Here is a 14,254-nt window from a genome sequence, read left to right on the forward strand (position 1 = left end):
ACGGTAGCGAATCAGTGCCCGTTTGGGAACGGCCGGAGCCGCAGCCCCGAGCGGCGCCAGTGCCGCTGAGCCGGGCGAAGATCGTCGCCACAGCGATTCACCTGGCCGACGACCAAAGCCTCGACGTGCTGTCGGTTCGCAAGATCGCCAAGGAACTCGGGGTCGGCCCGATGCGGCTCTACGACTACGTGGCCAGCCGATCCGAGCTGCTCGACCTGATGGTCGACGCCGTCTACGCCCAGATCGCCGAGGCTGCCCAGCACGCCGAGTGGCGGGCCACGGTGCTGGCCGTCGTGCACCGGACCCGTACTGCCGCCCTGGACCACGAGTGGTTCGCCGACCTGCTCGGCGGACGGCCACACCTGGGACCTCATGCGCTCGCGGTGGGCGAGACGACCGCGGCGGCGCTCGACCAGGCCCCCGGCATACGCGATGTCGACGGGCTTCAGCGGGCCTTGGGCGCCCTCAACTCCTTCATGATCGGAGCGATTCGCCGAGAGGTGACCGAGCGGCGTACCGCCCGGTCCACCGGCACCGAGTTGGCCGCGTGGCAAACCAGCCTCGGGCCCTACCTGACCCGCATGCTGAATACGGGCCGCTATCCCACCGTGGCTCGGCTAGTGATCGACGGCGCTCACCTCGACGCCGAGGAGACCTTCCACCACAACCTGACCACGATCTTGGACGGCATCACCAGCCATTCCGCCGTGTGACTCACCGTCCCAGGTCTCAAGCGGACGGTTGCCAATCGCGGCGGAGCAGGCCGAAGATCCACGAGTCGGAGACATCGCCGTTCACGATGCAGTCTTCCCGCAGCGTCCCCTCGCGCTCGAACCCGAGCTTCTCCAGGACACGCGCGGATGCCACGTTGCGCGTGTCGGTCTCGGCCTGGACCCGGTTCAGGTCCAGCGTGTCGTACGCCCATCGCAGCAAGGCGCGCGCTGCCTCCGTTGCGTAGCCGTGGCCCCAGGCCGCCTCGCTGAAGCAGTAGCCCAGCGACGCGCTGCGGAACTCCGGGTTCCATTGGTTCAGAGTGCACCAGCCGATGAATGCCCCATCGGATGCTCGATCCACGGCCAGCCGCGCCCCGGTGCCCTCTTCGGCCATCTGCCGGCAGGCCGCGATGAACCGCTCAGCGCGTACGCGCTCGCTCCACGGTGGCGAGTCCCAGAAGCGCAACACGTAGGCGTTGCTCTGGAGCGCGAAGATGTCGTCGGCGTCCGCGTCGTCGAAGGGCCGCAGCTTCAGGCGAGTCGTGTGCAGCGTGGGAGTGGGCAGCAACATGGCCCGATCAGACCCTTGATGTCGGTCGGTCGCAACGGGTTTTTACCGGAAGACAGTTTTGGGGCGGGCCGATGACGGCCCGCCCCATGTCGCACTACGCGATCAAGCGTCAGTGGCTGTAGCCCCGGGTGGCGATCCAGTTGGCCAGATCGGTGGTGTTGATCCAGTAGCTGGCGCTGTTCGGGTCGGCGGAGTCGGCGATCTCGACCTGACGACCGTCGTTGCGGTAGCCGTGGACGGCGATGTAGTGACCGCCCTCGTAGCTGTGGGCTCCGCCGTTGGCGTCCCTGGCGGTGCCGGCGACGTTGGCGACAACAGCCCGGTTGTCGTCGATGGTGGCGACGATGTCCTTCTTGAGGGTGTCGGCCTGCTTGCTCGTGGCCGACGACTTGGGGATCTCGGTGGTGCGGTACTTGTTGCCGCCCATGATCTTGTTGAGGGCGGAGGTGATCTCGTAGGCGCTGTCGGTACCGGCCTCAGTGGTGCCCATCGTCTTCGCGAGGCTGGCCATGGTGACGTTGTGCCCCATGGCGCTGAGGGCGTTACGGGTGGCGGCCGGGCCGCACCAGTAGAAGTTCGGCTGGGACTGGTAGTTGACCTTCAGCACCTTGTAGGTGGCGCGCTTCGTGGTGGAGGTGGCCGCCTTCTTGGTGTCGGCCTTCTTGCTGGGGGTGGACTGCTTGCTGGGGGCGGTCATCGCGGCGGTCGCTACGGAGGCCGCGGCCGCGGGGGTGGCTGCTTCGGTGGTAGCCGGGGCGGCGGACAGCGCGAGGGCTCCGGCGCCTACTACCGCGAGCAGGCCGTACGACGCTGCGCGTCGAGGGGACAGGATGTGGGCACGGACGAAGTTGAAGGCCTTGGCACGGATGGTGGTCATGGCATTGACGTCGTTGTCGTGTCGCATGCCGACAACGATAGGGGCCAGAAGTCCAGTGCCAACCAGGCAAGATAGAAATACTTCTCTGTGTCAGAGATTGACTTCGGAAATGATGGGCCGCCTGGGGTCTGTCGGGTTAAGTCCGGCAAACACCTCGTAGACTTCGCAATCAACGCTCAAAGCCGGAGTCGGGCATGAATCGGGCGGACAATCAGCCCGAAACCTCGCGATCGTCACGGCATGATCAACACGGTGATGTGGCCTCATGCGACCGTGACCTGGGTAACATCCAAAGTGGATCCAAGGAGCCGACAAGGCGCAATTCCGTTGCGTTACAAGGGGTTCACGAAGGGTAGCGTCATTTGCTCACTGGCCGTGTTGGCCCGATTGCGTACCGGAGTTGCGTGATGACGTGCTGACTGTCGGTGGTCGGCCAGGGCTTCGCGTCGAGCGGTCTAACCTCCGGTGATTTCGGCGAGATGGGGACCTGCTGTCCGGTTCGGCCGCTGCCGGATCTGCTGCGGCCGTGGCTCGACCTTTGCCACCGGAGGGCTCAGGAGGCGGTGGAGGCCGCTTCGACCTTGTCGGTCGCGGGCCCGTCGACGATGCCCTCGCGCGTCAGGAAGCGCTCAGCCATGCGTACCGACGGGTGGAACCCCGCCACCGCGAGCAGTGAGATGCCGGCGATCACCAGCCAGCCGGCGCTGGGCAGGCCGGCGGGATGCCACGACATGGCAAGGAACGTGTACAAGGCCGGTGCCCAGCGGCCGCCCAGCGTGCTGAACACCTCGGCGACGCCGCCGTACTCGCCGCGTCGGGCCGGATCCATGAGTTTGGCCTGGAACGCCCAGCCGGCGCCCGAGAAGTACAACTCCGCGCCGGTCACGGCCACGTGCCCCAGCCAGACCAAGAAGATGGTCAGCAAACCGGCTGTGTTGTGCGTGGCCATGGTGATCAGGCAGGAGGCGACGAAGAAGGCGCCGGAGATGCGTACGGAGCGCAGCGCGTCGGAGACTGTCTTGACCCCACGGGAGGTGTACGCGGGCAGGAAGATGCACAGGACCGTGTTGGTGCCGAACAACCAGGCCAGCAGCCAATGGGGCGCATCCGTCGCCTGCACCAGCCACAGTGGAATGACGACGTTGAGGAGCACCTGGTTAGTCCACATGGTGCCGCTGAAGAAACTGCTCAGCATCCAGCCGACGTTGTGCAGCGGTCCGCGCCCCGTCGGCCGTACGCCGGTGGACTTCCGGCCGGAGGACGACCGCGCGATGTCATGAGGCGCCCTCGGCAGCCGCGCGATGAACACGGCGTTGAACAAGCCGATGACCAGCGTGAACAGGGGCATCCACCGGATGAGGGTCAAGTCGTCGACGGCAAGCGCGATGCCGCCGATGATCGCGCCGAGGGTGAAGCCGACGTTCAGCGCCGAATACATGTACGCCTGCGTCGCCACCCGTTCCTCCTCGGGCATGACGTCGAGGATGTAGGCGTTCCGGCCGGCCCCGGCGGCGTTCTCGATGATCTCGAAGCAGATGACCATCGCGAGGTAGCCGGCGAAGCTGCCGATGAACGGCCAGGCGCCGAACAGGACGGCGGCCACCAACGCGCCGACAGCCCACATGCGTTTCGGCCCGATCCGGTCGGTCAGCTTGCCGGCGGGATAGGCCAGCAGGAACGACACGACGCCGGCCGCGGTGAGGCCAAGCCCCACCTGCGCCGCCCGCAGGCCCACGACCTGGGTGAAGAAGACTGCCGAACCGGTGAGGAACGTTCCCTCCGCGGTCGCGAACAACAGAGACTGGGTCGCCAGCCGCCGGGACAGCGGTGTCGGGGGGATCAGCCGGCGGAGGGACGCTCGGAGGTGAGACACGGGTCTATCTGACCAGGAACAGTCGCGGTCTTCACCTGATTATCACGCCCGGAGGTCACTCGGCGTTCGGTCGCCTCGTCCACGCGACGGCGTCTTCGTGTGACATCGGCCGGGCGAACAGAAAGCCCTGGCCGTAGCCGCAACCGATGGACATCGAGATGGCCCGCTGGCGCTCGGTCTCGATCCCTTCCGCCACCACCGTCAGGCCGAGCGTCCTGGTCAGCTGCACGATGCCCCGCACCAGTTCGCGTTGTCGCGTGGAGGTGGCCATCGTGCTGATGAAGATCCGATCGAGCTTGACGATGTCGAGCGGAACCTGGCGAAGGTAGCCCAGGGCGGAGTAGCCGGTGCCGAAGTCGTCGATCGCCATCCGGATGCCCCACTGCCGCAATCGCTTCAGGTCGTTCCAGACCTTGTCGTCGTCGCGCAGCAGGAGGCTCTCGGTGATCTCCAGGACGAGCCGGGCCGGGGGCAGGCCGGTCTCGGTCAGCAGACGGAGCACCGTGTCCACGAAACCGGTGGAGCGGAACTGTTGGACCGACACGTTGATGCTTATGTACGGGTACGTGTTGGACGCGGTTCGCGGCCACTCCAGGGCGTCGCGGATCGCCGTGGCGAGCACCCAGTCGCCGATCGGGGTGATCAGGCCGGACTCCTCGGCGATGTCGATGAACTCGCCCGGTGACAGTACGCCCCGGGTGGGGTGCCGCCAGCGGACCAGAGCCTCGAACCCGGCGGTGTGACCGGTGCCGAGCGCGATGATCGGCTGATACTCCACCATCAGCGCGTCGTCCTGAAGCGCCTGCCGAAGCGCCGTACGCAACTCCAGCCGGTAGCCGACGGCGGTCGACGTCGCGGGATCGTACCGTCGCCAGTTGCCCCGGCCCGTGGCCTTGGCCGAGTCGAGGGCGAGGTCGGCGTGCCGCAGCAGTTCCTCGGCCGTACCGGCGTTCATCGTCGTGGCCACTCCGATGCTCGCGGTGCACGACAACATGTCGGCGCTGTCGAGGATCGGGGTGGCGAAGGCGTCGATGAGCCTGGCCGCCAGCTCGTCGACGATCTCGACGCCCGAGACGTTCGCCGCGAGTACGGCGAACTCGTTTCCGCCGACCCTGGCGATGAGGCAGTCTTCGGCGGCGTCGCCCAGCCGTTTCGCCACCGCTTGCAGAACCGCGTCCCCCGTCTCGCGGCCGAGGGCCTCGTTGATCGCCCGGAAGTTGTCCAGATCGATGAGGAGGACGCCGGTGACGTCGAGGTCCGCGGCGATGGCCTCGCTGACCCGCTCGTCGAAGAACAGCCGATTCGGCAACCCGGTGAGCGCGTCCCGAAACAGCCGCCGGGTCAGCTCGTGCTCCAGGCGGCGTTGGTTGGTGACGTCCCGGAGCGTCACCACCACGCCGCGAATCGACTCGTCGGTACGCAGATCGCGACACGAAACCTCGACCCGGACGGTTCGGCCGTCATCGGCGCGCAGGGTCCAGTCGGCTCGGCTGCCCCCGGCGACGGCCCGGGGGTCGATCGATCGGGCATAACGCAGCAGATACCCGGCCTGTCGCCGCTCGGACGAATCAACCAGGTCGACGAGCGAAGCTCCGGACAGTGCCGAGGTGCCCAGCAGGACGCGGGCGGACGGGCTCGCGTACCGGATCCGGTCGTCGTCGTCGATGATCAGGATGACGTCGCTCGTCTGCTCCACCAGCGTGTTCAGCCGATCATGGTGGCGCTCCATGATCTCCTCGGTCAGGCGTACCCGCTCGAGTGCGAAGGTGGCTTGGGACGCGAGCACTTCGAGAGCGACCGAGAGGTCCGGCCGATCGGCCGTGTCGCGGTCGAGGACCAATGCCCCTCGACGCACGGCGGCGGTGGGAGGCGTCCTCGTGGGCGGGAAGAGATCTGCGAAGACGGCGGGCCCGTCGCGGCGCTCGGCCAGGCGTGCGACGGCGCGTGCGACGACTGTGGCGATATCTTTGCGGCTGGCAGCGGTCAGGAACTCCGCCCCGGCGTCGCGTAACACGTCCAGCACCGACATCGGCGCGACGGTTAGTTCGGCGACATCGCGTCCGCTGGGGCCGGCGACTCTGCGATCGAGCTGTCCATCCGGGCAAACGCCGCTGCGGCGGCGGCCGCAAGCTCTTCCAGTGCGGCGACTTCGTCGGCGGACGCGCGGTGCAGATCGGCCCAGTAGGCGCCAATCGCTCCGATCGGAGACTGCGGACGGATCGGCACCATCACCAGACTCCGCACGAAAGTGGGCCGGTACGCCTCCTGCGGGATGCGACCGTCGACGCGAATGTCCGGAACGACCACGGTCTGGCCGTGCATCATGGCCCACCCGCTGATGCACCGGTCGACCGGGAAGCGTTGCCCCTTCCACAGCGGGCTCATCGCGTCCTCGTCGGCGTAATGGCAGTGCCCGTCGTCGTCGAGCCGGACGATCGTGACACCCTGGGCGTTCACGCCGGCTCGGGCGCTGCCCTTGAGAATGTGCTGAACCTCCTCGACGCTCTCGGCGTCCTCAAGCATCTGGACCGCCCATCCGATCGTATGCATCTCCGGGCTCCCCTCCGCTGCGCTCGATCCGCCGATCGCCTGCTCACCACGGCCAGCACCGATAGCGGTCTCGCCATACTCGACCAAAGCCATCATATCAGACAAACCGAGTCATCCTCACGATCCGATCCCGCACCGAAGTGAGCGGTCCAGAGTGGGAATGCATCCAGCTCCCACGGGAATCCAGATGCCCGGCGGCGATGAGTTTCGCCGTCGCACTCGGTCTCTATCAATAACTTCCCAGGACGTCACAGATTCCCGGGGACGCACAGATTTCCAGGACGCATCGGAGGAAAGATCATCATGACCGCGACCTACACGTTCGACGTCTTCTCCAGCCTCGACGGCTTCGGTTCCGTCAACGGCGGAGACTGGGGTGGATACTGGGGCAAGCAAGGCCCCGAGCTGCTCGAACACCGTCTCGCCCTGTACGCGGGCGAGCAGCGGATGGTCTTCGGGGCCACCACGTATCGGGTCTTCACCCAACTACTCGCCGAGGGCGCCGAGGAGACCGTGCGTGACCCGTGGGTCACCCGGATGACGCACCTGCCGGCCGTCGTCGTGTCGAGCACGCTGGACGGCGCCCCCGACTGGCCGGACGCGACCGTGATGAGCGGCGACGCCGTCGACGTCGTCGCCCGGCTCAAGGCAGAGTCCGACGTGCCGTTGCGCTCGCACGGCAGTCTGTCGATGAACCGGGCACTCATGGCCGCCGGCCTGGTGGACCGGGTCCAGGTCACGATCTTCCCGGTGATCACCGGTCAGACCGGTGCGGAGCCCATCTTCCAAGGGGCGGCCGATTTCGATCTCGAACTGATCGAGAGCCGTACGCTCGACGGCAACATCCAGGAGCTGATCTACCACCCCGCCCTGCACGGCTGAGCACATGATCGAGCTGAGCCGTACCGCCCATCAACAGGTTCTCAGGCATTAGGCGGAGAGCGGGCGTGCGCGGTCGGCGAGCATCCGCACCGCCAAGACGCCCAGCACCGACGCCATCAGATAGCGCTGGACGCGTATCCACCTCGGCCGGGCCGCCAGGAATGTCGCGACCTTCCCGGCGGCCAGCACGATGAGCCCATTGCCGATCAGCGCGATCGCGATCTGTACCAGGCCCAACAGCACCGCCTGTACCGCGACGTGGCCGCGGGCGGGCTCGATGAACTGCGGCAGCAGCGCCACGTAGATCATCGCGATCTTCGGATTGAGCAGGTTGGTCAGTAAGCCCATCGTGAAAAGCCGCCAGGTGGGGTCATTCGGCAACTGCTGGGACTCGAACGGTGAACCCTTGCGACCCCGGAGCGCCTGAAAGGCCAGATACAACAGGTACGCCGCGCCGCTGACCTTGAGCGCTGTGTAGAGCACCGGAACGGCGGCGAAGACGGCGACGAGCCCGGCGGCCGTGGCGAGCAGGTAGACACCGAATCCGGCGGCCGTTCCGAGCAGCGAGGTCAGCCCGGCAGTACGCCCCTGGGCCAGGGTGCGCGAGACGAGATAGAACATGTTCGGCCCGGGGATCGCGACCATTGTGAGCTCGACGAGTGCGACGCCGAGGACGGCACCGGTGCTGATCATGAACAGAGCTTTTCAGCGAGCCCATGACCAGGCAAGTCAGTGCGATCCACGGCACCATACGGCCGACCTACGGCACCGGCCGGATCGGACGGTCGAGGCTTCGGCCCGCCCGCTTACCGGGCGTCGCCGTCGCCGTGGAGTACGCCGCGCGAGGCCCGGTCGGCGAGCTTGGCGATGTTCCGGGCGGCGACGTCCTCCAGCCGGATGTCTAGCCGGGTGCACAGCTCGGACAGGTACCACAGCACATCGCCCAGCTCCATGGTCAGCGCCTCCCGATCCGCGTCGGTGACCACGCCCTGCCGATCACGGAAGATCTTCTTCACCTTCCCGGCGACCTCGCCCGCCTCGTTGGCCAGGCCCAGCGTGGGATAGACGATGGGGTGGTCGGTCGCGATCGGCGCCCCGGTACGCGCGGCGGCCGCCTGGTAGGCGCTGAAGTCGAAGGCGTCTGAGCTGTTCTGGTCCGTCACGGTGCTTAGTGTGGCCCAAGCGAGCTGTCCCGGTTCCCGGCAGCCGGGACAGCCCTGCCGACAGCGGCCGAGGGTCAGTTCCAGACCCAGGCCGCGCCGTGCCGATGCTGCGACGGCGCGGGCTCGGCGTCCACCGGACCGCCGTCGCGATGCTCCTTGACCGCTTCGAGCAGCGTCAGGCGTACGGTCAAGCGCTGCCGGCTGGTCCAGTAGTCCCGGACGAACCACGCCGGCGGATGGTCCGGCCGCCAGGGCGCAGGCAGCCAACGGCACTCGGCGTACTTGCCGAACTGCCGATGTCTCGGGGGAGCGTCCGGCAGCGCGCATTCGCCGCGGCCGGACAGGCACTCCGGCGTGTGCCGGGGCTCCCGTTCGCGGCCCAGCCAGGCCGGGGCGTCCTTGTCGGTACGAGACACAATCGAACCCTGCTTCGAACCACGCGATGTGGCCCTAAGGAGGGTGAGAAGTCGAGGTCACGGCATCAGAGTAGCGATTCGGCCCGCTGTGTCAGCCGAGTATTTCGCGGCGTCGGCGCTCCGACTCCGGCGTGTCCAGTTCGAGCGTCGTCTCGCTGAAGACGTTGTAGAGCTGAAGTTTCCGGCCGTTGTCGAAGACCAGTTCGAGTCCGGCCAGCAACCACGCCTGGGCCCGTTGCCCGTCCACCCGATCGAGGTGGAAGTCGTTCTCCAGCACGGCGACCTGCTGGACCGCCGCGCCGAGGACGGCGTCCAGTTCCGGCCTGCCCGGGTCGGCCCAGGCCAGCGCCAGGTCCGGGTCCGGGTCGGCAGAGTCGGCGGGGTCGGCAGGATCTGCCGTGTCGATCGGTACGCCGGAGTCGATCGTGTTCCAGCTCAGGTACAGCTGGTCGAAGCCGTCGAAGACGAGCTCCAGGCGCGTACCGCCGAAGTCGAGGATGAGCGGATAGGTGCTGCACCATTGCCCGTCGACGGTGAAGCACAGGCCGAGTACGGAGTCGAGCCGTCGCCCGAGGAGCGCCCGCAGGTTCGGGCCGTGGGTGCTGAGCGTCGCGCCGACGGTGTCCGTCACGACGGGCCGGTAACCGGCGATTCCGAACATCGGGGCCTCCCCGCGAGGGTGGAACCAGGGGCCACCGGCAGTCGGTGGCCCCTGGCCAGAGCGGTCGATTCGGTTAGGATTCAGGTCGGCAGTTCCATCGTGCTCTGCTGTTGCGGGCGCGAACCTCGGGGAGGTGTTCCAGCACCTTCCCGGGGGCCCGTCCGATCATCCGGACGGCGTCTACTCGCAGAAGATGCGGACCTTGGCGTCCGGCTGGTCGACGTCGACCGTCAGCTCGTCCAGGTGCTCGATGAGGGTTTCGAGCTGGTCGGGCTTGAGCTGGGTCAGGTCGAACGGGATGCCCGACCGGGAGAGTTCCTTGTTGGCCTCGCCGAGCGCCTGCGGAGGGATCAACGCCGCGAGGCGTACGCCGGCGCGGAGCAGTTGCAGGGGAACCCGGATGTTGACCCGGCTGGGCGTGCCGTCGTCCGTCGCGTCGACGACGACGCGCAGATACTTCGGCTTCCCCTTCGGACGGACATCCGCGGCCGGGGCGGCCGGGGCGGGCTGATCGCGGTCGAGGGCGGCGAGGAGCTGGTCGGCCTCCTCCGCCGTGAGCTTGCCCTCGGCGAGCATCTGCAGAATGTCCTTGCGCTGTTCGTTCACGGTGCACTTCCTTTCCGGGTGACTAACTGATGGTCACGAGTACTGCCGTGCGCCCGTGCTCGACGTCGAGCCGGGTGCCGGGGAGGGCGGACACGATCCGCCAGCCGGAGCCGAGCGCCCGCAGCATGTTGATGCGGTACACCAGGCACGCGACCGCTGCCACGCCCACCGCCAGCACGATCAGCGGCGACAGGACGAGCAGAACGGGGAGCACCGGAATCCAGATCCGGATGGGGCGACGGTTGTGACGCGTGGTCTTCACCGTCAGAAGCTGTGGCATCATGGGCGACCCTCCAACTCGCGCAATGCCTGCTGGGCGTCGATCTCGCCGCGGCGCAGCCGATCGATGACATCGGCTCGCGACGGCGCCGGATCGGTCTCGACGAAGGCGAGTGTCTGCGTGATCCGGTTGAGCCGGGATTTGATCGTCGGGTAGCTCACCCCGAAGATCCGCTCCATCTCCTTGATGGAACCGTGGCACCGGACGAACGCCGTGACGAACACCTGGTCCTCCAGGCTGAGCTGGCCCAGTTGCGGGGGCTCGAACGCGCCTTCGATCGCCACGCCGCTGGCCAGGCGTACCCGCTCGACCACGAAGGGCTGGCCCCGGGTCAGGTTGGTGAGTTCTTGCCAGTCCATCGTCCGTGCTGTCATAACTAAAGTTGTACCTTGAGTATCTTGAACTTACAAGGAGCAGATCTTAATTTTCTGAAACCCGACATCATGTGAGACGGCGGGACACGGTCCGGGTGTCGAGGGCCTCGGGGACGGCGGACGTGCGCGCCATGGCGCCTGGGTGGCAGACATGCGGGACGATCGCCGAGTGGAACCCCAGGCGTTGCATGACACGGCCCGGCGCTACCTGACCGACCGGTACGCCGAACTGTGGGCCGACGACAGCCGGCCGTTCCCTCGGTACCACGTCGTCAACGCGATGCTGGCCGAGATCGAACGCCTCGACGCCGACGATCTGCCGCCCGCACCCGAGCTGGCGGTCCTGCTCCGGCGGGCGGCGTTCGAGGCCGATTCCCTGTTCACCCGCCCGTCCGACGAGACTCAGGCGCAAGCGATGGCCGACGAGCGCGGACTGTTCGCCACCCGCGTACGCGACTGGGCGGCGCAGCCGGATCTCCATGCCGAACCGGTCGGCTATCGGCGCGTGCTGACGAAGGACGAGTCCACGGAGTGGCGTGAACGGGTGGAGATCCGGTGGGGCGTGGCCAACCTCGTCTGGTACCCGATGCTCTTCTCCGACGTGCCACGTGACGTGCTGATCGTCCAGGGAAGCACGATGTGGGAGGAGCCGAAGGCCGAGCTGATCCGCCAGCTCCTCCGGGAACTCGGGGCGCAGCGGGTGATCGAACTACGCGAAGGCGGCCAGGACCTTGCGATCGAACTATCCCTGATGGCACCGCGCTATTACGGCGGCGAGGAAGCAGTCTGGGTCGACGAGTCACTGGCCTGGATCGCGTACGCCTCACACGAGGACACGGTGGCGTTCGGCGGCACGCTGGCCGACCGGCTCCGGCTGCCGTCGAACGAGCTATTGCTGGACGAGAGCCGTGACTACCGTTACTGGAATGGTCGCCATGCCGATGTCGTTGCTGACGATGAACATCCGGCGTGAGTCGTTGGAGTTCTCCCGGTTGTCGCCCATGACCCACAGCCGCCCGTCGGGGACGACGATGTCGAAGGGCCGCTCCGTGCCGGGCGTCTTGAGGTAGGGCTCGGCCAGCGGCTGCCCGCCGACGAGCCACCGCCCGGTGCTGTCGCAGCAGGACAGCCGGTCGCCCGGCAACCCGATCACCCGCTTCATGATCGTCTGGTTGGTGTCGCTGGAGAGCCAGCTCGCCGGAGCGGGGAACGCGATGATGTCGCCGCGCTTCGGCCGGTACTTTCCGGCGGCGACCTTCTCGGCGGTCACGGTCTGCCCGGCACGGATGGCCGGCTCCATGCTGATGCCGGTCGCCTTGAGCTGCATCGTGTCGGCGCCGAACACCGAGCTGCCGAGAACGACCGCCGCCACCACGACCAGGATCAGCGTCAGCCCGCCCGCGACGATGCCGACGACGGCGCCCGTGGACAAGCCGCGGCGGGGTGGGACGACTGGAGTGGTCACCGGGGCGTAGGTCACTGGACTGTCTCCACATTCGAACGCCGACGCTGGACTCGGGCACGGTACCCCAGCGGGCGGGGTGTCGCTCGGCCGCGACTCAGTCCATGACGACGACCAGCTTGCCGGTCTTGTGCGTACCGGCGAAGTCGGCGAGCGCCTGAACTGCCTGGTCCAGCGGATAACGACGGCTGATCGTCGCGGGCAGGCGACCGGCCGCGGCCAGCTCGGCGACCTTCGCCATGCCGCCGTGGACGCCCTCCATGTCCAGCACGAACCGCGTACGCACATCGGCCCGGCCGAGGGCCGCCGGATCGGGCACCGGCCCGGTGATGCTGATCAGGAGGCCACCCGGAATCAGGGTCGAAGCCAGTCCAGCCAGGGATTCGAGGCTCGGAACGGCGTTCACCACGAGGTCGACCCCCGCGGGATGGCGGCGCAGCACCTCCTCGACGGTGTCGACGGCGCGGTAATCGACGGTTTCCGCCGCGCCCAGCTTGAGGAGCAGCTCGGCCTCGGCCGAAGTGGTGGTCGCGACGACATGCGCGCCCGCCGCTGCCAGCAGCGGCACGACAGCGGTGCCCGCACCGCCCGAAGCGCCGACGACCAGGGCCGTCTGACCGGGGCGAAGATCGGCGACGGCGGCGACCGCGACGGCGGTGAACCCGGTCGTCGCCAGCGCAGCGGCGTCCACAGCAGTCAGCCCGGCCGGTCGGTGGGCGACCAGCGGGGTGTCCGCCTCGACCACCACGTACTCGGCCAGCGATCCGGTGCCTAGGGAAGGCCGCGTCGGCGAGGCCATCGAGCGCATCACCCGGGGCAAGGCCACTCCGAACACCTCGTCGCCCACGGCGTACCCGTTGGTGCCGAGGCCGACCTCGGTGATCTGGCCGGCGAAGTCGTTGCCTGGGATGTGCGGGAAGTCGAGCTCGACCATCGCGCGGAAGTCGCCGCGCGGGAGCAGGACGTCGGCGGGGTTGATCGAGGCCGCCTTGACGCGGACCTGGAGCTGGCCGGGGCCGGGCCGGGGGATCGGCATCTCGCGGACGGTGAGCTGGTCGACGGGGCGGTAGGCGGTGGCGACGACGGCCTTCATGAGGGTCCTCCCATTAAACGGACCGGATGGTCACGTTAGGTCGGACCGTAGCCTAACCGGACCGGGCGGTCAACTTAAGGTACGCTCGCGTGGTGACCCGACCGCTGCGCGCAGACGCCGCACGCAACCGCCGTGAGCTGCTGCGCGCCGCCGCCGAGGAGTTCCGCGAGCACGGGATCGGGGCGTCGATCGCCGACATCGCGCGCCGGGCGGGCATCGGCAAGGGCACGGTGTTCCGGCACTTCGCGACCAAGGAGCAACTGCTGGCCGCGATCGTCATCGACCGCCTGGACACCCTGAGTGAGCTGGGCGAATCGCTGGCCGGCGCGGCCGACGCCGAGGCGGCGCTGCACGAGTTCCTCGCGGCCAGCGTCGAGCAGCAGCAGGATCAGAACATCTCGTTCCTGTACGCCGCCAGCCCAGACGTCCTGGCGACCGCCGACGTGACCCGAGCGCGGCAACGCATGTTCGACTCGGTGTACGCGCTGGTCGAGCGAGCAAAACGGCAAGGCGCCATCCGGGCGGACGTCACGGGGCCGGACGTGGTGCTGCTGATGTGCGCGCCGGGACACGTAGCCGAGCCGCTGGCCCAGCAGTCGCCACAGCTGTGGCGGCGCTACCTCGCCGTGCTGCTCGACGGACTGCGCCCCGAAGGCGCGCGCGACCTGCCCCATCCGCCGCCCGCGCAGCCGATGCCGGTCTGAGGGGGCATCGCCGGCGATCATTGGCGCGT

General features: G+C 67.9%; 18 protein-coding genes. 4 read left to right on the forward strand and 14 right to left on the reverse strand.

From position 1 onward, the window contains the following. Positions 1-14 precede the first annotated feature (14 nt). Complete coding sequence (locus HDA40_RS30315; protein WP_253761216.1) at positions 15-713, forward strand: TetR/AcrR family transcriptional regulator; 699 nt, start codon at positions 15-17, stop codon at positions 711-713. Positions 714-729: 16 nt separating this feature from the next. Here HDA40_RS30315 and HDA40_RS30320 read toward each other — a convergent pair whose 3' ends face one another. The 5 genes from HDA40_RS30320 to HDA40_RS30340 all read right to left on the reverse strand — a co-directional run bounded on the left by HDA40_RS30320 (position 730) and on the right by HDA40_RS30340 (position 6,677). Beyond that, on the reverse strand, positions 730-1,284 hold the full coding sequence (locus HDA40_RS30320; protein WP_253761217.1) for a GNAT family N-acetyltransferase: 555 nt from the start codon (positions 1,282-1,284) through the stop codon (positions 730-732). A gap of 109 nt (positions 1,285-1,393) precedes the next feature. Further along, positions 1,394-1,981 (reverse strand): C39 family peptidase, encoded by a 588-nt coding sequence (locus HDA40_RS30325; protein ID WP_372503195.1) that lies wholly within the window; start codon positions 1,979-1,981, stop codon positions 1,394-1,396. 733 nt (positions 1,982-2,714) lie between these two features. Continuing rightward, positions 2,715-4,034 (reverse strand): MFS transporter, encoded by a 1,320-nt coding sequence (locus tag HDA40_RS30330; protein ID WP_253761219.1) that lies wholly within the window; start codon positions 4,032-4,034, stop codon positions 2,715-2,717. Positions 4,035-4,089: 55 nt separating this feature from the next. Then, entirely contained in the window at positions 4,090-6,063 is a 1,974-nt protein-coding gene (locus tag HDA40_RS30335) for a putative bifunctional diguanylate cyclase/phosphodiesterase (RefSeq protein ID WP_253761220.1), read from the reverse strand. A gap of 11 nt (positions 6,064-6,074) precedes the next feature. Then, positions 6,075-6,677, reverse strand: a complete 603-nt coding sequence (locus HDA40_RS30340; protein ID WP_253761221.1) for a GAF domain-containing protein — start codon at positions 6,675-6,677, stop codon at positions 6,075-6,077. A gap of 210 nt (positions 6,678-6,887) precedes the next feature. Between HDA40_RS30340 and HDA40_RS30345 the strand changes: the two genes are divergently transcribed. After that, positions 6,888-7,466, forward strand: a complete 579-nt coding sequence (locus HDA40_RS30345; protein WP_253761222.1) for a dihydrofolate reductase family protein — start codon at positions 6,888-6,890, stop codon at positions 7,464-7,466. 48 nt (positions 7,467-7,514) lie between these two features. On the opposite strand, the gene HDA40_RS30350 is transcribed toward HDA40_RS30345, so the two are convergent. The 7 genes from HDA40_RS30350 to HDA40_RS30380 form a co-directional block, all read right to left on the reverse strand. Next, on the reverse strand, positions 7,515-8,159 hold the full coding sequence (locus HDA40_RS30350) for a LysE family translocator (protein ID WP_253761223.1): 645 nt from the start codon (positions 8,157-8,159) through the stop codon (positions 7,515-7,517). Between the two features lie 113 nt (positions 8,160-8,272). Then, entirely contained in the window at positions 8,273-8,629 is a 357-nt protein-coding gene (locus HDA40_RS42285; protein ID WP_253761224.1) for a nucleoside triphosphate pyrophosphohydrolase family protein, read from the reverse strand. Between the two features lie 74 nt (positions 8,630-8,703). Continuing rightward, on the reverse strand, positions 8,704-9,045 hold the full coding sequence (locus HDA40_RS42290) for a hypothetical protein (protein WP_253761225.1): 342 nt from the start codon (positions 9,043-9,045) through the stop codon (positions 8,704-8,706). Positions 9,046-9,136: 91 nt separating this feature from the next. Next, positions 9,137-9,706 carry a hypothetical protein gene (locus HDA40_RS30365; protein WP_253761226.1) on the reverse strand — a complete coding sequence of 190 codons (570 nt, stop codon included), beginning with the start codon at positions 9,704-9,706 and terminating at the stop codon, positions 9,137-9,139. A 180-nt stretch (positions 9,707-9,886) separates the two neighbouring features. Then, positions 9,887-10,312 (reverse strand): SHOCT-like domain-containing protein, encoded by a 426-nt coding sequence (locus HDA40_RS30370; RefSeq protein WP_253761227.1) that lies wholly within the window; start codon positions 10,310-10,312, stop codon positions 9,887-9,889. Between the two features lie 22 nt (positions 10,313-10,334). Beyond that, positions 10,335-10,595 carry a hypothetical protein gene (locus tag HDA40_RS30375; protein WP_253761228.1) on the reverse strand — a complete coding sequence of 87 codons (261 nt, stop codon included), beginning with the start codon at positions 10,593-10,595 and terminating at the stop codon, positions 10,335-10,337. Further along, the gene (locus HDA40_RS30380) at positions 10,592-10,966 is read right to left on the reverse strand and encodes a DUF2089 domain-containing protein (protein ID WP_253761229.1); all 375 of its coding nucleotides are present in this window, start codon (positions 10,964-10,966) and stop codon (positions 10,592-10,594) included. Before HDA40_RS30380 ends, HDA40_RS30375 begins: the two co-directional genes overlap by 4 nt. A gap of 151 nt (positions 10,967-11,117) precedes the next feature. Here HDA40_RS30380 and HDA40_RS30385 point away from each other — a divergent pair, with 151 nt between their 5' ends. Then, entirely contained in the window at positions 11,118-11,939 is an 822-nt protein-coding gene (locus tag HDA40_RS30385) for a hypothetical protein (RefSeq protein WP_253761230.1), read from the forward strand. Here HDA40_RS30385 and lepB read toward each other — a convergent pair. Then, positions 11,856-12,446, reverse strand: a complete 591-nt coding sequence (gene lepB, locus HDA40_RS30390) for a signal peptidase I (protein WP_253761231.1) — start codon at positions 12,444-12,446, stop codon at positions 11,856-11,858. The two genes, HDA40_RS30385 and lepB, sit on opposite strands and share 84 nt — an antisense overlap. 79 nt (positions 12,447-12,525) lie before the next feature. Continuing rightward, entirely contained in the window at positions 12,526-13,521 is a 996-nt protein-coding gene (locus HDA40_RS30395; protein WP_253761232.1) for an NADP-dependent oxidoreductase, read from the reverse strand. A 92-nt stretch (positions 13,522-13,613) separates the two neighbouring features. Between HDA40_RS30395 and HDA40_RS30400 the strand changes: the two genes are divergently transcribed. Then, positions 13,614-14,225 (forward strand): TetR/AcrR family transcriptional regulator, encoded by a 612-nt coding sequence (locus HDA40_RS30400; RefSeq protein ID WP_253761233.1) that lies wholly within the window; start codon positions 13,614-13,616, stop codon positions 14,223-14,225. The last annotated feature ends 29 nt before the right edge of the window (positions 14,226-14,254 follow it).

The sequence above is a fragment of the Hamadaea flava genome (assembly GCF_024172085.1).
GTDB lineage: Bacteria > Actinomycetota > Actinomycetes > Mycobacteriales > Micromonosporaceae > Hamadaea > Hamadaea flava.